General features: G+C 54.6%; 18 protein-coding genes. 15 read left to right on the forward strand and 3 right to left on the reverse strand.

Annotated features, from left to right (window positions below; genetic code table 11):
• The first annotated feature begins 152 nt into the window (after positions 1–152).
• The 8 genes from rmuC to tatD all read left to right on the forward strand — a co-directional run bounded on the left by rmuC (position 153) and on the right by tatD (position 7509).
• The gene (gene rmuC / locus GEAM_RS19435) at positions 153–1709 is read left to right on the forward strand and encodes a DNA recombination protein RmuC (RefSeq protein ID WP_034794924.1); all 1557 of its coding nucleotides are present in this window, start codon (positions 153–155) and stop codon (positions 1707–1709) included.
• 138 nt (positions 1710–1847) lie between these two features.
• Positions 1848–2603, forward strand: a complete 756-nt coding sequence (gene ubiE / locus GEAM_RS19440; protein ID WP_034794926.1) for a bifunctional demethylmenaquinone methyltransferase/2-methoxy-6-polyprenyl-1,4-benzoquinol methylase UbiE — start codon at positions 1848–1850, stop codon at positions 2601–2603.
• 13 nt (positions 2604–2616) lie between these two features.
• Positions 2617–3225 (forward strand): ubiquinone biosynthesis protein UbiJ, encoded by a 609-nt coding sequence (gene ubiJ / locus GEAM_RS19445; RefSeq protein WP_034794928.1) that lies wholly within the window; start codon positions 2617–2619, stop codon positions 3223–3225.
• Positions 3222–4853 (forward strand): ubiquinone biosynthesis regulatory protein kinase UbiB, encoded by a 1632-nt coding sequence (gene ubiB / locus GEAM_RS19450; protein ID WP_034794930.1) that lies wholly within the window; start codon positions 3222–3224, stop codon positions 4851–4853. Before ubiJ ends, ubiB begins: the two co-directional genes overlap by 4 nt.
• 109 nt (positions 4854–4962) lie before the next feature.
• The gene (gene tatE / locus GEAM_RS19455; RefSeq protein WP_034794932.1) at positions 4963–5232 is read left to right on the forward strand and encodes a twin-arginine translocase subunit TatE; all 270 of its coding nucleotides are present in this window, start codon (positions 4963–4965) and stop codon (positions 5230–5232) included.
• Positions 5233–5235: 3 nt separating this feature from the next.
• Positions 5236–5904, forward strand: a complete 669-nt coding sequence (gene tatB, locus GEAM_RS19460; protein WP_034794934.1) for a Sec-independent protein translocase protein TatB — start codon at positions 5236–5238, stop codon at positions 5902–5904.
• Between the two features lie 3 nt (positions 5905–5907).
• Positions 5908–6672 carry a Sec-independent protein translocase subunit TatC gene (gene tatC, locus GEAM_RS19465; RefSeq protein ID WP_034794937.1) on the forward strand — a complete coding sequence of 255 codons (765 nt, stop codon included), beginning with the start codon at positions 5908–5910 and terminating at the stop codon, positions 6670–6672.
• A gap of 57 nt (positions 6673–6729) precedes the next feature.
• Positions 6730–7509 (forward strand): 3'-5' ssDNA/RNA exonuclease TatD, encoded by a 780-nt coding sequence (gene tatD / locus GEAM_RS19470; RefSeq protein ID WP_034794940.1) that lies wholly within the window; start codon positions 6730–6732, stop codon positions 7507–7509.
• Positions 7510–7546: 37 nt separating this feature from the next.
• On the opposite strand, the gene rfaH is transcribed toward tatD, so the two are convergent.
• Entirely contained in the window at positions 7547–8035 is a 489-nt protein-coding gene (rfaH, locus tag GEAM_RS19475) for a transcription/translation regulatory transformer protein RfaH (protein ID WP_034794942.1), read from the reverse strand.
• 126 nt (positions 8036–8161) lie between these two features.
• Here rfaH and pepE point away from each other — a divergent pair, with 126 nt between their 5' ends.
• The 3 genes from pepE (at position 8162) to fre (ending at position 11338) form a co-directional block, all read left to right on the forward strand.
• Positions 8162–8887: a dipeptidase PepE gene (gene pepE / locus GEAM_RS19480; RefSeq protein WP_034794944.1), complete on the forward strand. Its 726-nt coding sequence runs from the start codon at positions 8162–8164 to the stop codon at positions 8885–8887.
• A gap of 165 nt (positions 8888–9052) precedes the next feature.
• Positions 9053–10561, forward strand: a complete 1509-nt coding sequence (gene ubiD, locus GEAM_RS19485; protein ID WP_034794974.1) for a 4-hydroxy-3-polyprenylbenzoate decarboxylase — start codon at positions 9053–9055, stop codon at positions 10559–10561.
• A 75-nt stretch (positions 10562–10636) separates the two neighbouring features.
• Positions 10637–11338: an NAD(P)H-flavin reductase gene (gene fre / locus GEAM_RS19490; protein ID WP_034794947.1), complete on the forward strand. Its 702-nt coding sequence runs from the start codon at positions 10637–10639 to the stop codon at positions 11336–11338.
• A 272-nt stretch (positions 11339–11610) separates the two neighbouring features.
• Here the strand turns inward: fre and fadA are convergent, their stop codons facing one another.
• Complete coding sequence (fadA, locus tag GEAM_RS19495; protein WP_034794950.1) at positions 11611–12774, reverse strand: acetyl-CoA C-acyltransferase FadA; 1164 nt, start codon at positions 12772–12774, stop codon at positions 11611–11613.
• Positions 12775–12785: 11 nt separating this feature from the next.
• A complete protein-coding gene (fadB, locus tag GEAM_RS19500) occupies positions 12786–14966 on the reverse strand; it encodes a fatty acid oxidation complex subunit alpha FadB (protein WP_034794952.1) in 2181 nt (726 codons plus the stop codon).
• A 186-nt stretch (positions 14967–15152) separates the two neighbouring features.
• Between fadB and pepQ the strand changes: the two genes are divergently transcribed.
• From pepQ to hemG, 4 genes are read left to right on the forward strand one after another with little or no spacing between them, the layout of a single operon-like run.
• Entirely contained in the window at positions 15153–16484 is a 1332-nt protein-coding gene (pepQ, locus tag GEAM_RS19505) for a Xaa-Pro dipeptidase (protein ID WP_034794955.1), read from the forward strand.
• On the forward strand, positions 16484–17095 hold the full coding sequence (locus GEAM_RS19510) for an IMPACT family protein (protein WP_034794958.1): 612 nt from the start codon (positions 16484–16486) through the stop codon (positions 17093–17095). Before pepQ ends, GEAM_RS19510 begins: the two co-directional genes overlap by 1 nt.
• Before the next feature lie 39 nt (positions 17096–17134).
• Entirely contained in the window at positions 17135–18586 is a 1452-nt protein-coding gene (gene trkH, locus GEAM_RS19515; protein ID WP_034794961.1) for a Trk system potassium transporter TrkH, read from the forward strand.
• Between the two features lie 30 nt (positions 18587–18616).
• The gene (hemG, locus tag GEAM_RS19520) at positions 18617–19156 is read left to right on the forward strand and encodes a menaquinone-dependent protoporphyrinogen IX dehydrogenase (protein WP_034794962.1); all 540 of its coding nucleotides are present in this window, start codon (positions 18617–18619) and stop codon (positions 19154–19156) included.
• Positions 19157–19208 lie beyond the last annotated feature (52 nt).

Consider the following 19208-nt stretch of genomic DNA (forward strand, 5'->3'; position numbering starts at 1 on the left):
CCGTCGGGAAGGCTTGGGTACAAGAGGAAAGGGCGGGAGAAATCCACTCTTGCGAGACGCCTCGCAAAGCTTCCCACTGATGCATAATATGCTGGACATGCATACAGTGTGACATTACCTTGACCGCAAGAATCGATTGAGATGGAGAACGCGTGGATATCAGCATCTTATACCTCGTGGGCGGGGCTTTGGCGGGCTTGCTATTAGGCTGGTTGATTGCCAGCTTGCGCCAACAAAAAAATCAAAGTGAACATGAGACTCAGCGTCGGCTGATTCAGCAAACCGTTGAACAGCAAAAGGCGGAGATTGACCAGTTGAAGGCCGATCGCCAGCAGTCGCAGCAGCAACAGCGCGAAGCCGAGCTTGAGCTTCGCCAACTGCACAGCGAAGTGGCGGCTAACCGTGAAAAGCTGCAAGGGCTGGCTCATTGGCAAAGTGAGTGTGAACAGCTTAATCAGGAGCTGCGCGCCCAGCGCGAGATTAACAGCGCCCAAGAGGCGGAGCTGCGCGAGGTGTCGACCCGTCTGGATGAAACCCGCATGGCCGCCGAGGATAAACAGCGTCTGCTGATCAACAGCGAGCAGCGCCTGACCAGCCAGTTTGAAAACTTGGCTAACCGCATCTTTGAACACAGCGGGCGTCGGGCCGATGAGCAAAATAAGCAAAGCCTCGACAAGCTTCTGCTGCCGCTGCGCGAACAGCTCGACGGTTTCCGCCGTCAGGTGCAGGACAGCTTTGGGCAGGAAGCGCGCGAGCGCCACACCCTTTCCCATGAAATCCGCAACCTCCAGCAGCTAAATGAACAGATGGCGCGCGAAGCCATCAACCTCACCAAAGCTTTGAAAGGCGACAATAAAACCCAAGGCAACTGGGGCGAAGTGGTGCTCAGTCGGGTGCTCGAAGCCTCTGGCCTGCGCGAAGGCTATGAGTACCAAACGCAGGTCAGCGTGCAGGTGGATACCAACAGCCGCATGCAGCCCGACGTGATTGTCCGTTTGCCACAAAACAAAGACGTGGTGATCGACGCCAAAATGACGCTGGTGGCCTATGAGCGCTACTTCAACAGTCAGGATGATACCGAGCGCGAAATCGCGCTGAATGAGCACATTGCCTCGGTTCGCGGGCATATTCGCCTGCTGGGCCGCAAAGATTACCAGCAGCTGCCGGGCTTACGCAGTCTGGATTACGTCCTGATGTTTATCCCGGTGGAGCCCGCCTTCTTGCTGGCGATTGACCGCGAGCCGGAGCTTATCAGCGAGGCGCTCAAGCACAATATCATGCTGGTCAGCCCGACAACCTTGCTGGTGGCGCTGCGCACCATTAGCAATTTATGGCGCTATGAGCATCAAAGTCAGAATGCCAAACGCATTGCCGACCGCGCCGCCAAGCTTTACGACAAATTACGGCTATTTGTCGATGACATGGAGTCTATTGGCCAAAGCCTTGAGAAAGCGCAGGGCAGTTATCGGCTGGCTATGAATAAATTGGCGCAGGGCCGGGGGAATCTGGTCGGGCAGGTGGAAAGCTTCCGCGCCTTGGGTGTTGAAGTTAAGCGCCCTATCAGCCCTACGCTGGCTGAACAGGCTATTTCTGAGCATGAGCCCGAAGCGGCGGACACGCTCGACGAGCCGCTGGCCGACGACGAAAACACTCTTCAACTGAGTGGTTCAGACCCACAGCCGGAGGAGAACTTCCCGGCGCGCAAATAACGGCTTCACCCACTGCGATTAGCCAAGGATGCGATTAGTGAATATCTTTGGCTTTTCTATCAGCATCGGTGATGGGGCTTTCCTTGGGGTTCTGGTACACTTTCCCCAATAGTTTGACTGACTAAGCAGGCATAAAATATGGAAAAGCAGACGCAGGAAACCACCCATTTCGGTTTTCGTACCGTAGCCAAAGATGAAAAAGCAGAAATGGTCGCAGAGGTTTTTCACTCCGTTGCCGCTAAATATGACTTGATGAATGACCTGATGTCCTTCGGCATTCACCGTATCTGGAAGCGTTTCACCATTGATAGCAGCGGCGTTCGTCGCGGCCAGCGCGTGTTGGACTTAGCGGGCGGTACGGGCGATCTGACGGCTAAATTCTCGCGTTTAGTGGGCGAGCAGGGCGAAGTCGTGCTGGCTGATATCAATGACTCCATGCTGAAAATGGGCCGTGAAAAGCTGCGCAATTTGGGCATCGTCGGCAACGTCAACTACGTGCAGGCCAACGCCGAAGCTTTACCTTTCCCAGACAACTACTTTGACTGCATCACCATCTCTTTCGGCTTGCGTAACGTGACCGAAAAAGAAAAAGCCCTGCGCTCGATGTTCCGCGTGCTCAAGCCGGGTGGCCGTCTGCTGGTGCTGGAATTCTCCAAGCCTCTGCTGGCGCCTCTGAGCAAAGCCTACGACAGCTACTCATTCCACATCTTACCGCGCATTGGCGGCTGGGTTGCTCAGGACGAAGAGAGCTATCGCTATCTGGCCGAATCCATCCGTATGCACCCTGATCAAGAAACCCTGAAAGGGATGATGGCGGACGCCGGCTTTGAGAATGTCACCTACAGCAACATGACTGGCGGTATCGTAGCCCTGCACCGTGGTTTCAAGTTCTAAGATGGAAAAGCCGATGTTGTTAACGCCGTTACTGACCGCCGCGATTGAAACCTCGCTGAATTACCTGCTGTTTAGAGAGCGTGGCCTGAAGGCTGCGCGCACTCGTCTGGTAGGCAAAGTGCTGCGAATTGAGTTACAGGAGCTCAATGCTCCGCTGACCTTCGTGTTTAGCGAGCAGAAAATCGACGTGCTCGGGCAGTGGGACGGCGAGGCGGATTGCACCGTGACAACAAAGCTCTCCGTCCTGCGCAAACTGCGCGACAGACAGCAGCTTTCTCCTCTTATGCGCAGCGGCGAACTTATCGTTGAAGGCGATATCTCCGTCGTGCAGCAATTTTCTGCGCTGTTTGAACTGGTCGAGTGGGAGCCTGCTGAGCTGCTGGCCCCTTATCTGGGGGATGTCGCTGCTCAGGGGATCTCACAAGCTATCACTGGTGGATTCCGCTTCCTGACTCAGGGCGTGAAGCAGCAGCAAAGCTATGTCGCCCAGACCCTGACAGAAGAGTGGAAGCTGGCTCCTGGCCCGCTAGAAGTGGTCTGGTTTAGTGAAGAAGTCTCTGCGTTAACTCGCGAACTTGATGCACTGGATAAACGTTTCGAAAAACTGGAGGACAAGCTATGACTCCAGGTGAAATGCGACGCCTGTACCTGATCATTCGCATGTTTCTGACTTATGGCCTTGATGAGCTGATCCCCAAGATTCGCCTCACGCTGCCACTCCGTTTAGGCAGATACCTGTTTTTCTGGCTGCCGCATCGCCACAAAGATAAGCCGTTGGGCACGCGTCTGCGCATGGCGCTGGAGCAGCTTGGCCCGGTGTGGATCAAGTTCGGTCAGATGCTCTCGACCCGTCGCGACCTTTTCCCTCCTAACATCGCTGACCAGTTGGCGCTATTGCAAGACCACGTCGCGCCGTTCGACGGGGCCTTGGCCCGTAAGCAGATTGAGGAAGCCTTGGGCGGCCCGCTGGAAAAGTGGTTTGACGATTTCGACCAAACCCCTTTGGCATCAGCGTCTATTGCTCAGGTTCACACCGCTACGCTTAAAGAGAACGGCAAGCCGGTGGTGTTGAAAGTGATTCGCCCGGATATCTTACCTATCATCAAGGCCGATATTCGCCTGATGTCGCGCTTAGCGGGCTGGGTGCCGGTGCTGCTACCTGATGGCCGCCGCCTCAAGCCGCGTGAAGTGGTGCGTGAATATGAAAAGACGCTGCTGGATGAGTTAAACCTGCTGCGCGAGTCTGCTAACGCCATTCAATTACGCCGTAATTTCAGCGGCAGCCCGATGCTCTATGTGCCGGAAGTCTACCCGGATTATTGCAGCGAGCGCCTGATGGTGATGGAGCGTATTTACGGTATTCCAGTTTCTGACGTTGCCGCGTTGGAAAAGCAGGGTACCAACATGAAATTGCTGGCAGAACGCGGCGTTCAGGTCTTCTTTACCCAAGTTTTCCGCGACAGTTTCTTCCATGCGGATATGCATCCCGGTAACATTTTCGTTAGCTATGACACGCCGGAAGATCCTTGCTACATAGGCATTGATTGCGGCATAGTTGGTTCTTTGAACAAAGATGACAAACGTTATCTGGCCGAGAACTTTATCGCGTTCTTTAACCGCGACTATCGCAAAGTGGCTGAGTTACATGTCGATTCCGGCTGGGTTCCTCGTGATACCAATGTCGAAGAGTTCGAGTTCGCTATTCGTACCGTTTGTGAACCTATCTTCGAAAAGCCGCTGGCGGAAATCTCTTTCGGTAATGTCTTGTTAAACCTGTTTAACACGGCGCGCCGCTTTAATATGGAAGTGCAGCCGCAGCTGGTTCTGCTGCAAAAAACACTGCTTTATGTTGAAGGCTTAGGGCGTCAGCTTTATCCTCAGCTCGATCTTTGGACCACGGCAAAACCCTTCCTTGAAAGTTGGGTGAAAGACCAGGTTGGTTTGCCAGCCATGCTGCGAGCGTTCAAAGAGAAAGCGCCATTCTGGATAGAGAAAATGCCGGAACTTCCAGACTTGGTGTATCAAAGCCTCCAGCAGCACAAGCTTTTGCAGTTCAACCTCGAAAAGCTCTCTACGCAGATGCAACAGCAGGGAGTGAGGCAGGGGCAATCAAGATACCTGTTTGGTATTGGTGCCACGCTGCTGCTTAGCGGCACTGCGTTGTTGCTGGGAAAAGTTGAGGTTTATCCTGCTTGGCTTATCGCCGCAGGAGTCGTTTCATGGATTATCGGCTGGAGACGCAGCCGCTAACTGAGTTTAGCGCGCCGTAACTCTTCGATTTTGAAATTCATTGATTTCGAAATTAAGCGCCGCCACTGGCGGTAATGGATGTAGTTCCCTTCATATTGAGGTGAAGAAAATGGGCGGTATTAGCATTACACAACTTCTGATCATCGCGGTGATCGTGGTACTTCTGTTCGGTACCAAAAAACTGCGTGGCTTGGGCTCGGATCTGGGTTCTTCAATCAAAGGCTTTAAGAAGGCCATGAGTGAAGATGACACCACCACCAAAGCGCCAAAAGAGAGCGACATTAAGAGTACTGATGCTGACTTCACGGCAAAACCTATCGAGGTAAAACCGGAAGTTAAAGCAGAAGAGACCAAGAGCCAAAACAAAGAGCAGGTATAAGCCGTGTTCGACATTGGATTTAGTGAACTGTTACTGGTATTGGTGATTGGCCTGGTAGTACTGGGGCCGGAACGTTTACCTGTGGCCGTCAGAACAGTGGCTGGCTGGATCCGCGCTCTGCGCGCCATGGCCGCCTCTGTGCAGAATGAGTTATCGCAAGAACTGAAACTTCAGGAATTGCAGGATAGCCTTAAGAAAGCCGAAGAATCCGGTCTTAAGAATCTGACGCCAGAAATCAAAGCCTCAATGGATGAGCTGAAAGAAGCCGCTGAGTCAATGAAACGCTCTTTCGCTACAGAAAAGAGCGAGCTGGAGCAATCTATCGAGGCCGCTAAGTCCGCAGGCAATACCATTCACAATCCGGCAGTTCAGGAAGCAGAAGCGCTGCATGACGAAGGTATCTCACCTGCGACGGCGGAACACATGGCTTCTGCTCCGGCACAGGCTCCAAGCAATGCCGTTGAAGCTGCCGTAGCCTCGCACAAACCTGTACAACAGGCTGAGGCGGCGCATGCCGCGCAGGCTGCGGAACCTCAGGTGGCTCACGCACCGGAAACTTCACCAGAAGCCTCTGCGGATAAGCCAAAAACGGTTGAAACCCCTGTAGCTACTGAAGAAGTGGCCGCCACGGTTAAACCGGCTCCTTCAACTCAATCTACAGGCGAACGTTAAAACATGGCTGTTGAAGATACCCAACCGCTTATCAGCCATCTGATAGAACTGCGTAAGCGTCTGCTGAACTCCATCATCTGTGTTCTGGTGGTGTTCTTGGCGTTGGCCTACTTTGCTAACGACATCTACTATCTGGTTTCTGCTCCACTGATCAAACAAATGCCGCTGGGCGCCAGCATGATTGCTACCGACGTGGCATCGCCATTCTTCACGCCAATTAAATTGACGATGATTGTGTCGGTATTCGTGTCTGCACCGTTTATCTTGTATCAGGTGTGGGGCTTTGTTGCGCCCGCGCTGTATAAGCATGAACGCCGCCTGATGATGCCGCTGCTGTTTTCCAGCTCCGCGCTGTTCTATCTCGGTATGGCTTTCGCTTACTTTATCGTCTTCCCGCTGGCTTTCGCCTTCTTTGCGAAAACGGCTCCGGCCGGCGTACAGATAGCGACCGACATCAACAACTACCTTGATTTCGTTATGGCGATATTCATGGCCTTTGGCGTGTCGTTTGAAGTGCCGATTGCCATCGTGTTGCTGTGCTGGAGCGGCGTGACCACGCCTGAAGATCTGAAGAAAAAGCGCCCGTACGTGCTGGTAGGCGCGTTCGTGGTCGGCATGTTGCTGACTCCGCCTGACGTTTTCTCGCAAACGCTGCTGGCGATCCCAATGTACCTGCTGTTTGAAATCGGCGTGTTCTTCGCCCGTTTCTACGTGGGTAAACGCCGTCGTCCAGAAGTCGAAGATGATGAGCAAGACTCAGCGTCGTAACAGAATCATTGCAGTAAAAAACCGCCCAGCAGGGCGGTTTCTTTTTTAGGACCATATATGTTTGAGATAGGCGTTAACCTGACCAGCAATCAGTTTGATAAAGACCGTCACGATGTGGTGACGCGGGCAAGGCTGGCTGGGCTTTCAGGGATGTTAATCACCGGGACATCGGCTGAAGAGAGCCTTGAGGCTCAAGGGCTCGCCGAGCAGTATCCTGACTTTTGCTGGTCGACGGCAGGAGTGCATCCCCATCAGGCCAGTGAATGGAATAGCCAAACCGAAGAAGCAATCAGAGAGCTGGCGGCGAAGCCTGAGGTCGTCGCCATCGGTGAGTGTGGTCTGGACTTCAACCGTAACTTCTCCCCTGTTGATCAGCAGGAGTCGGCCTTCAGCGCCCAGCTGGCGTTAGCCGCAGAACTGAGCATGCCGCTGTTTCTGCATTGCCGCGACGCCCATCCGCGCTTTGCTGATCTCTTGACCCCGTGGCTGAGTAAAATTCCGGGCGCGGTGGTTCACTGCTTTACCGGCAGCCAGCAAGAGCTGGAGCTCTACCTATCACTGGGGATGTATATTGGCATTACCGGTTGGGTGTGCGATGAGCGACGCGGCTTGGAATTGCGCGACATGCTCGGCTGCATTCCTGCTGACCGGCTATTACTCGAGACCGACGCGCCTTATCTGTTACCTCGCGACATGCCGGAAAAGCCGAAGAACCGCCGCAACGAGCCGGCCTTCTTGCCGCATATCGTTAAGCAGGTCGCGACATGGCGTGGCGAAGACCCCGCATGGTTAGCTGAGAAAACTGAGAGTAACGCGCGTGGTCTGTTTGGCCTGTAATTCGCAGCAAAGGCGCAATCATGCGCCTTTGGGCTAGTTAGAGTTTTTGGAAGTGTTTGTTATCTAGACTTTGTTTGACTTGCTGATTAATCAAATTCAGCAACAGGTGCGAGCGGGCTTCGCCGTCCGGTTCCGTATAAATGGCTTCAAGACCTTCGAACATCCCTTCGGTGATAACCACCACGTCGCCGGGGTGAGGGGTATCAGGGTCCTGCACATCCGGCATAGGCTGGGTCATCAACTGTTTGATAACCTCGGGGTGTACCGTCGCCAGCCGGTTGCCAAAACGAACAAAGTGGCTAACGCCGCGCGTGGCGCTAATGGTCGTGGTATGGATGCTTTCTGGATCAAACTCGATGAACATGTAGTTTGGGAACAGGGGTTCACTGACCGGAGTACGGCGCCCACGCACCATTTTTTCCAGTGTGATCATTGGAGTTAAACAGTTAACCTGTTGGCGCTCTAAATGTTCTTTAGCGCGAAGAAGCTGACCGCGTTTGCAATATAATAAGTACCAGGATTCCATAGTTTCATACGCCTTCAAACTTAGCCATGAAGCATAGCAAAAGTGGCTAGCGATAGACAGACGGCTCGCCAACTCGCGAGGTCTGGTCTCTACATTCTGAATCTAATGACAATACGGAGAAGCATCATGGAGTTGTTTTTGCTGAGTAACGGTAAGCTTTCAGATGAGTCAACCCTGTTAGGTTACGCAAGCGAACACATTCAGGCGATGTTGAAAGCCCGCAAGATTTCCTCAGCTATTCTCATTCCTTACGCCCTAATCCGCAGCGATTACGACGCCCGCGCTCAGGATCTCGAGCAGGCACTGGGTATCAAAGTGAAAAGCATTCACCACGCTGAGTCCCCGGCTGAAGCTATCGCCAGCGCGGAATGCATTTTGATTAGCGGCGGGAATACTTGGATGCTGAACCATATGCTGCACGCCAACAGCCTGATCGTGCCTATCCAGCGCGCCGTGCGTGAGCGCAACGTGCCTTACATTGGCTGGAGCGCGGGCTGTAACGTGGCTACGCCAAGCATCCGCACCACCAATGATATGCCCGTCAGCAACTCAGTCGTGCTGCCCGCGCTGGGCCTGTTCCCGGTGCAAATCAACCCGCACTACATTGATGCCCACCTGAGTGGTCACATGGGCGAGACGCGCGACGAGCGCCTTGCTGAGTTCTGCGCGGTGAATCCGAGCGAGTCAGTGGTGGCGCTGCGCGAAGGCAGCCTGCTGCACGTGTCGGGCAACCAACTGAGCTATTTCAGTGCCAAAGGTCAGGGCTTTAAAGTCTTCCGCCACGGCCACGAGACGCAGGAATATCAGGATACCAAGGCACTTAGCGCGCTGGTTCCGTTTGAATGTCGCTAATTTTCTAGCCGCATGAAATTTTCGCACTGTCAGTTTAGCCAGCGTGCTGACTGACGGTTAAACTGCCTTTTTGTTATTACTTTTTACCTACTGATAACAAAAAGGCAGCAACAACCCTGGAGAGGCTCTATAATGCTCTCCTTCAATTTGGCGATAAAAATCAGCATGAAATACCGTGATTTACGAGACTTCCTCTCGTTACTTGAAAAGCGAGGCGAGCTGAAACGCATCACTCAGCCTGTCGATACCTATCTGGAAATGACTGAAATTGCAGACCGCACCCTGCGTGCCGGTGGCCCTGCATTACTGTTCGAAAATCCAAAAGGCTACGACATGCCGGTGCTGTGCAACCTTTTCGGCACCCCTGAGCGCGTGGCGCTGGGTATGGGTCAGGAGGATGTCAGTGCGTTGCGTGAAGTCGGTGAATTATTGGCGTTTCTGAAAGAGCCTGAGCCGCCGCGCGGCTTCCGCGATTTCTACGACAAAATGCCCAAATTCAAACAAGTGATGAATATGCCGACCAAGGTGTTGCACTCGGCACCTTGTCAGGAACAGGTTTGGGAAGGGGATGACGTTGATTTGACACGCATTCCAGTTATGCACTGCTGGCCAGAAGATGCCGCGCCGCTGATCACTTGGGGCCTGACGGTCACTCGCGGCCCGCACAAGCAGCGCCAAAACTTAGGTATTTATCGCCAGCAGGTGCTGGGTAAGAACAAAGTCATTATGCGTTGGCTGTCGCATCGCGGCGGCGCGTTGGACTTCCAAGAGTGGTGCCAGCAAAATCCGGGGCAGCGTTTCCCGGTTTCCGTCGCCTTGGGCGCGGACCCGGCCACCATTCTCGGCGCGGTCACGCCGGTGCCAGATACCCTGTCAGAATATGCTTTTGCAGGTCTGCTGCGCGGCAATAAAACCGAAGTTGTGAAGTGTATTTCCAACGACCTCGAAGTGCCCGCCAGTGCGGAAATCGTGCTTGAAGGCTATATCGACCCGGCCGAAACGGCTCCGGAAGGCCCGTATGGCGACCACACGGGCTACTATAATGAAGTAGACAGCTTCCCGGTCTTTACGATCACGCACATCACGCAGCGTAAAAACCCGATTTACCATTCGACTTATACCGGCCGTCCGCCGGATGAGCCAGCAGTGCTGGGTGTGGCGCTAAACGAAGTCTTCGTGCCCATTCTGAAAAAGCAGTTCCCAGAAATTGTTGATTTTTATCTGCCGCCAGAGGGTTGCTCTTACCGCCTTGCTGTCGTTACGATGAAGAAACAGTACGCAGGCCATGCCAAGCGCGTCATGATGGGCGTTTGGTCATTCTTGCGTCAGTTTATGTACACCAAGTTTGTTATCGTCTGTGATGACGATGTGAATGCCCGTGACTGGAATGATGTTATCTGGGCAATCACTACGCGGATGGATCCTGCGCGCGACACGGTGCTCGTAGAAAATACGCCAATCGATTACCTCGACTTTGCGTCTCCGGTTTCCGGGCTCGGCTCCAAGATGGGGCTTGATGCCACCAACAAGTGGCCGGGTGAGACGCAGCGCGAGTGGGGACGTCCGATTGTGAAAGATCCCGCAGTGACTGCGCGAGTAGACGCGATGTGGGATGACTTGGGTATTTTCGCTGACGAGAAATACGCGCATAAAGCGCCTAAGCCTAAAAAATAACGCAGGTCGCGGCCTGATAATTAATGCATCTCGCCGCATCCTTACGCTTTGCAAAATGACCCACAGAGGGAATGCATGACCACATTGAGCTGTAAAGTCACCTCGGTTGAGGCCATTACCGATACGGTGTATCGGGTTCGGTTATCGCCGGAAACGCCTTTTTCTTTCCGTGCCGGTCAGTATCTGATGGTGGTGATGGACGAGCGCGACAAGCGCCCGTTCTCTCTGGCTTCTACGCCTGGCGAGGGTAGCGATATCGAGTTACACATCGGCGCCTCCGAGCTGAATTTGTATGCCATGGCAGTAATGGATCGCATCCTGAAAGAGAAATCTATCACCGTCGATATTCCTCACGGCGATGCTTGGCTGCGTGAAGACGGCGAGCGCCCGCTGGTGCTGATTGCCGGCGGTACGGGCTTCTCTTACGCGCGCTCCATTCTGGTTGCCGCGCTTGAGCAGCAGCCTAACCGCGATATCTCCATCTACTGGGGCGGCCGCGAGCTGAAGCACCTTTATGACTTGGGCGAGCTGGAAGCGCTGAGCGTGAATCACCCGAATCTGAAAGTGATCCCAGTGGTCGAGCAGCCAGAAGAGGGTTGGCAGGGCAGAAGCGGCACCGTGTTAAGCGCCGTTTTACAGGACTTCACGTCGCTGGCGGGTCACGATATCTACATCGCCGGGCGTTTTGAAATGGCGAAAATTGCTCGCGAGCGTTTTGTTGCGGAGCGCGCAGCGCAGGAAGAACGGATGTTTGGAGACGCTTTCTCCTTCATCTAATTTTCCCGTCATCCTTCGTGTTGTCTCTACGTTGGCTGCCTTCACTCACCCCAGTCACTTACTTGTGTAAGCTCCTGGGGTTCACTCAGTTGCCGCCTTGATACATCACGAATGATTTAGGGAAAAGGCTTGAGTCTTCCTTCGCGCTGTCTCGACGTTGGCTGCCTTCACTCACCCCAGTCACTTACTAATGTAAGCTCCTGGGGTTCACAGCTATCAAGTCGTCATTAAAAAAGCGGGCTATTGCCCGCTTTTTGCTTTTCATCTGATTATCAGACTCTCTCGAATACCGTGGCGATCCCTTGGCCGAGGCCGATACACATGGTGGCGACGCCGAACTGCACGTCTTTGCGTTCCATCAGGTTGAGCAGGGTGGTGGAGATACGCGAGCCGGAGCAGCCTAACGGGTGGCCGAGGGCAATTGCGCCGCCGTTGAGGTTCACGCGCTCTTCCATGGTTTCCAGCAAGCCCAAATCCTTCATGCACGGCAGCGCCTGCGCGGCGAACGCCTCATTCAGCTCGAACAGGCCGATGTCTTGCACGCTCAGTCCAGCACGTTTTAATGCCAAACGGGTAGCCGGAACCGGGCCGTAACCCATGATAGAAGGGTCGCAGCCGACCACTGCCATCGCCTTGATACGCGCGCGGGCCTGCAAACCCAGAGATTTGGCTTTGGACTCGCTCATGATAAGCATCGCCGAAGCCCCGTCGGACAGCGCCGACGAACTGCCCGCCGTTACGGTGCCATTCACCGGATCGAACGCCGGGCGCAGGGTAGACAGGGTCGCTACCGTGGTTTCCGGGCGGATCACTTCATCATAGTTATAGCTGGTCAGCACGCCGTCGGCGTCATGGCCGTCGGTGGCAATGATTTCATTGGCGAAGTGCCCGGCCACGGTCGCAGCGTGAGCGCGCTGGTGAGAGCGAGCTGCAAACTCATCCTGCATTTCGCGGCTGATATTGTGCATTTTCGCCAGCATTTCGGCGGTCAGCCCCATCATCCCTGCCGCTTTGGCGACAGTGCGGCTCAGGCCCGGATGGAAATCCACCCCGTGATTCATCGGCACGTGGCCCATGTGCTCAACGCCGCCAATCAGGCCGACCTGCGCATCGCCGACCATAATGGCGCGCGCCGCGTCGTGCAGCGCCTGCATGGAAGAGCCGCAAAGGCGGTTCACCGTGGTGGCGGGCACATTGCGTGGGATCTCCGCCAACAGCGCGGCGTTACGGGCAATATTGAAGCCTTGTTCCAGCGTCTGCTGGACGCAGCCCCAGTAAATATCATCAATTTCTTTCGGGTCGAGCGCCGCATTGCGGCTGACGATGGCGCGCATCAGGTGCGCGGACAAATCCTCAGCACGCACGTTGCGAAACGCCCCGCCTTTGGAACGGCCCATCGGGGTGCGGACTGCATCAACAATGACTACGTTTTCCATGATTTCGGTCCTTATGCCTGAGTGCCGGTGCTGAAGTCTTCCAGCGGAGTTGCGACCGGATAGTAAGTGTCATTGGTTTTCGCTTTGGCGCGTAAACCTTCTGGCACCTGATACAGCGCACCCAGATGCGAATATTGTTCGGCGAGTTTCAGGTACGCGGCGGTGCCCAGCGTGTCCAGATAGCGGAACGCGCCGCCGTGGAACGGAGGGAAACCAATGCCGTACACCAGTGCCATATCGGCCTCTGCCGGGCTGGCGACAATGCCTTCTTCCAGACAGCGCACCACTTCGTTGATCATCGGGATCATCATGCGGGCGATAATGTCATCCGGCGTGAACTCAGCTTTTTGGCCCGCCAGCAGCTTATCCACCTGCTCGTCATTCTCTTTGCGCGGCTTGCCTTTACTATCTTCGCTGTAGCGATAGAAGCCCAATTGGTTCTTCTGACCAAAGCGCTGGCTATCAAACAGCACGTCAATGGCATCGCGGTAATCCTTAGCCATTCTGTCCGGGAAGCCCGCCGCCATGACTGCCTGCGCGTGGTGTGCGGTATCAATACCCACCACGTCGAGCAGGTAAGCTGGGCCCATCGGCCAGCCGAACTGCTTTTCCATCACTTTGTCGATTTGGCGGAAGTCCGCGCCATCGCGCAGCAGCAGGCTGAAGCCCGCGAAGTAAGGGAACAGCACGCGGTTGACGAAGAACCCCGGGCAGTCATTCACCACAATCGGCGTTTTACCCATGCTCAACGCATAAGAGACGATGCGCGAAAGGGTTTTCTCGGAGGTTTTGGCCCCACGGATGATTTCAACCAGCGGCATACGGTGAACCGGGTTGAAGAAGTGCATGCCGCAGAAGTTTTCCGGGCGTTTCAGCGCCGCGGCTAACTGGTCAATAGGAATGGTCGAGGTGTTGGACGCCAGCACGGCGTCGCTGTCGAGCAGGGCTTCGGCCTCGGCCAGTACCGCAGATTTGATTTTTGGATTCTCGACCACGGCTTCAACCACCACTTTGGCGCGTTCAATGCCGCTGTAGCTCAGGGTTGGCTGAATAGTAGAAAGCACCTTCGCCATCTTCAGGCCGTCGAGCTTGCCGCGCTCCAACTGTTTATTCAGCAGCTTGGCGGCTTCATTCATTCCCAGCGTCAGCGACTTGTCATTAATGTCTTTCATAATGACCGGCACGCCTTTCAGGGCTGACTGATAGGCAATCCCGCCCCCCATGATCCCGGCACCCAGTACCGCGGCCTGCGTGGTTTTCTCACTCTCTTTAGCCAGTTTCTTGGCTTTGCCTTTAACAAACTGATCGTTGAGGAAGATGCCGACCAGCGCGCGGGCCTCTTTGGATTGCGCGAGGGGAACAAAGCTGCCCGTTTCCAGTTTCAGCGCTTCATCGCGGCCAAGTTTGGCGGCGGCTTCAATGGTTTTCACCGCGGTCATTGGCGCAGGGTAGTGTTTTCCTGCGGTTTGCAGCACCATGCTTTTTGCCACGCTGAAGCTCATGGTGGCCTCAATTTGGCTGAGTTTCAGCGGCTGGCGCTTCACGTCGCGGCGGCCCTGCCAGTCGAGCTTGCCAGCAATGGCCTGCTTGAGCATGTTCAGCCCGGCGTCGCGCAGTTTATCGGCTTCCACCACGGCATCGACCAATCCGACTTTTAAAGCGTCTTTGCCACTGATGTCTTTACCGGCGGCGATAATTTCTAGTGCGCTGTCGGCACCCAGCAGGCGCGGCATACGCACCGAGCCACCAAAGCCCGGCATAATGCCTAAACGGGTTTCCGGCAGGCCAATGCGGGCGTCCGGCGTGGCGATACGGAAATCTGTCGCCAGCACGCATTCGCAGCCGCCGCCCAGCGCATAGCCCGCAATAGCGGAAAGCGTCGGAACATTAAGATCTTCCAGACGATTAAAGATGCCATTGGCAAAATTGAGCCACTGATGCAGTTTCTCGGCTGGCGCATTGAACAGGGACAGGAACTCGGTGATGTCAGCCCCGACAATAAACGCCGGTTTGGCCGAACTGAGCAGCAGCGCTTTCAAATCAGTTTGCTTCTCAAGCACGCTAATGGCCTCGCCGAGGCTAGCCACGGTGCGGGTGTCGAGCTTGTTTACAGAGCCTGGAGCATCAAACACCAGCTCGGCAATGCCGTCTTGGAGCCAGTGCAGGTGTAATGTTTCGCCTTGGTAGAGCATGTGTCTCTCCTGAATCATCTGGGATGATCTGGTATGACCAGATGAATGGAGTGTGGTTTTTATGTTAATAATTTGCAAATGAGATGAGTGTAATTTGCTGGAGGGATCACAAACCTTCCGGGGCTACGACCTGTGCGCGGCTGTGATAAGATGCGCCATCGTTTTGCAGGAAAAAAGGACCGTTTGATGGAATCGCTTACTACGCTTTACAAAGAACATATCGCCACGCTACAGCAACGTGCGCGTGAAATACTGCAACGTAATCAACTTGATGCGTTATTAATTCACTCCGGTGAGCTGATAACGACTTTCCTCGATGACCACAGCTATCCGTTCAAAGTGAACCCGCAATTCAAAGCTTGGGTGCCGGTCACCAAAGTGCCGAACTGCTGGCTGTGGGTCGATGGCGTTAACGCGCCGAAGCTCTGGTTCTACTCGCCGGTGGACTACTGGCATAACGTTGAGCCTCTGCCGGACTCCTTCTGGACGCACGAAGTGGCGCTGTCTCCGCTGGCCAAAGCCGACGACATCAAAAACCAACTTCCTGCTGATTTGAAGCGCGTGGCTTACATTGGCTCAAGCCCGCAGCGGGCGATTAATCTGGGCATGGCGGCAGATAACGTCAACCCGAAAGCCGTGCTGGACTACCTTCACTACCACCGCGCCTATAAGACTGACTATGAAATTGCCTGCATGCGCGAAGCGCAGAAGGTGGCAGTCAGTGGTCATCGCGCCGCGCAGGAAGCCTTTTTGTCCGGCATGAGCGAGTTCGACATCAACCTCGCTTACCTGACGGCAACCGGCCACCGCGACACCGACGTGCCTTACGACAACATCGTGGCACTGAATGAGCACGCGGCGGTGCTGCATTACACCAAGCTTGACCACCAACCGCCTGCCGAAATGCGCAGTTTCCTGCTCGACGCCGGGGCTGAATACAATGGCTACGCGGCTGACCTGACGCGCACCTACGCGGCCAAGCAGAACAACGACTTCGCCGATCTGATTAAAGATTTGAATACCGAAGAGTTGGCGCTGATTGACTCGATCAAAGCCGGTGTCAGCTACACCGATTACCATGTGCAGATGCACCATCGCATTGCTAAGTTGCTGAAAGCGCACAAGCTGGTGGTCGATATCAGTGAAGAAGCCATGGTCGAGCAGAACCTGACGGGGCCTTTCCTGCCACATGGTTTGGGCCATCCGCTGGGCTTGCAAGTCCATGATGTCGCAGGCTTCATGCAGGATGAAACCGGCACTCATCTGGCCGCGCCGTCAAAATATCCATTCTTGCGCTGTACTCGCATTATTCAGCCAAAAATGGTGCTGACTATCGAGCCGGGTCTGTACTTCATCGAGTCTTTGCTTGCGCCTTGGCGCGACGGGCAGTTCAGCAAGCACTTTGCATGGGATCGCATTGAAGCGCTGAAACCTTATGGCGGCATTCGTATCGAAGACAATATTGTCATTCACGATAATCACATTGAAAATATGACGCGTGATTTGAAACTTGCCTGATGCAGCCTTATCCCGTTCCCACTGAATCTGTCAGTTTCAGTGAAGAAATAAAGAAAAGCCGCTTTATTACCCTTTTGGCGCATACCGAAGGGGTAGAGGCGGCTAAGTCCTTTATTAATGACGTGAAAAGTCAGCATCCGACGGCCCGGCATCACTGCTGGGCTTTCGTCGCAGGCACGCCCACGGACTCCCAGCAGCTTGGCTTCTCCGATGACGGCGAACCAGCGGGCACGGCGGGCAAGCCGATTCTGGCCCAGTTGCTCGGCAGCGGCGTCGGTGAGATAACCGCCGTGGTCGTGCGTTACTATGGCGGCATTATGTTAGGCACCGGCGGCTTGGTGAAGGCCTACGGTGGCGGTGTGCAGCAGGCATTAAAGCTGCTTGCGACACATGAAAAAGTCCCGCTCACGGAATTTACGCTGCAATGTGACTACGCTCAGTTAACGCTGGTGGAAAACCTGTTGCAGCAGGTGGGCGGACATATTTTACAAAGCAATTACGGGGCGGCAGTCGACATGCGTCTGGCCTTACCGGCCACAGAAGCCTCGGCTATTGTCACCCGTTTATACGATCTCAGTCGCGGCACGCTCAATTTGCAGCCGGTTTTATAACTATTCTCTAATGACTCATTCGCTGAGGAACACGCCAGCATGCATTTTCGTGCCATAACTCGCATCGTGGGGGTGCTTGTCATCCTGTTCTCCGGAACGATGATTATTCCCGGATTGGTCGCACTGATTTACCGCGATGGCGCAGGGCGCGCGTTTAGCCAAACTTTCTTCGTGGCACTGGCTATTGGCCTGCTCCTCTGGCTCCCCAATAGAAAGCAAAAAAGCGAGCTAAAGCCGCGAGAGGGGTTCCTCATCGTGGTGCTTTTCTGGACCGTGCTGGGCAGCGTGGGGGCTCTGCCGTTCCTGTTCTCCGAGCGCCCGAACCTTTCGCTCACCGATGCCTTCTTTGAATCTTTCTCCGGCTTGACCACCACCGGCGCGACCACGCTGGTCGGGCTGGACTCACTGCCGAAAGCCATTCTGTTCTATCGGCAGATGCTGCAATGGTTTGGCGGTATGGGGATCATCGTGCTCGCCGTGGCTATCCTGCCTATATTGGGCGTCGGCGGCATGCAGCTTTATAGGGCAGAAATGCCGGGTCCGCTGAAAGATAACAAAATGCGCCCGCGCATCGCCGAGACGGCAAAAACCCTGTGGCTAATCTACGTCTTGCTCACTGTGGCCTGTGCTCTGTCACTGTGGGGAGCTGGGATGCCGGTGTTCGACGCCATCTCCCATAGCTTCTCTACCATCGCCATCGGCGGCTTCTCCACCCATGACGCCAGCATTGGCTATTTCCACAGCGGCACTATTAACACCATTATCGCGGTCTTCCTGCTGATCTCCGGCTGTAACTACGGTTTACACTTCGCGATGCTCAGCGGCCGCAACCTCAAGGTGTATTGGCGCGACCCGGAATTCCGTATGTTCATTGGCGTGCAGCTCACGCTGGTGATTGTCTGCACCTCGGTGCTGTGGCTGCATAATGTTTATAGCTCCGGCTTAGAGACGCTCAATCAGGCGTTCTTCCAAGTGGTGTCGATGGCGACCACCGCGGGTTACACCACGGACAGCATTTCGAAATGGCCGCTGTTCCTGCCAATCCTACTTCTCTGTTCTGCCTTTATCGGCGGCTGTGCGGGTTCGACTGGCGGCGGCTTGAAGGTTATCCGTATCCTGCTGCTCTACTTACAGGGTTCGCGTGAACTGAAACGTCTGGTCCACCCGAACGCGGTCTACACCATTAAACTGGGCAACCGCGCGTTGCCGGAACGTATTATCGAAGCGGTATGGGGCTTCTTCTCCGCCTACGCTTTGGTGTTTATCGTCAGCATGCTGGCTATCGTCGCGACGGGCGTGGATAACTTCTCTGCCTTCGCCGCCGTGACCGCCACCCTCAACAACCTCGGGCCGGGGCTGGGCGTGGTAGCTGACAACTTTGCTTCGATGAACTCCACCGCCAAGTGGGTTCTGATTGTGACCATGCTGTTTGGTCGCCTTGAAGTCTTTACGCTGTTGGTTCTGTTTACGCCAACCTTCTGGCGTGAGTAACGACCTGTCTTATTTAGGAAGGAACTTGATATGAAAGCACTGGTGCTCTATTCAACACGTGATGGGCAAACGCATGCCATTGCTTCTTATATAGCAAGTTGCATGAAAGAGAAGGCCGAGTGCGACGTGATTGACCTCACTCATGGTGAACACGTCAACCTTGCACAGTATGACCAAGTGCTGATTGGCGCTTCTATCCGTTATGGGCACTTCAACGCCGTGCTGGATAAATTCATCAAGCGTAACGTCGACCAGCTCAACAACATGCCTTCGGCTTTCTTCTGCGTGAACCTCACCGCGCGCAAACCTGAGAAGCGTACGCCGCAGACAAATCCTTATGTCCGCAAGTTCTTGTTGGCTACGCCTTGGCAACCAGCTTTATGTGGCGTCTTCGCCGGGGCACTGCGTTACCCGCGTTACCGCTGGATAGATAAGGTAATGATCCAACTTATTATGCGTATGACCGGCGGCGAAACGGATACCAGTAAAGAAGTGGAATACACCGATTGGGAGCAAGTGAAGAAGTTTGCTGAGGATTTTGCCAAGTTATCGTACAAAAAAGCGCTGTAATGCTGGATCTCTGGGCATATCGTTGAAAAAAAAGACGGTTGAAAAGTTTTTT

Source organism: Ewingella americana ATCC 33852 (assembly GCF_000735345.1).
Lineage (GTDB): Bacteria > Pseudomonadota > Gammaproteobacteria > Enterobacterales > Enterobacteriaceae > Ewingella > Ewingella americana.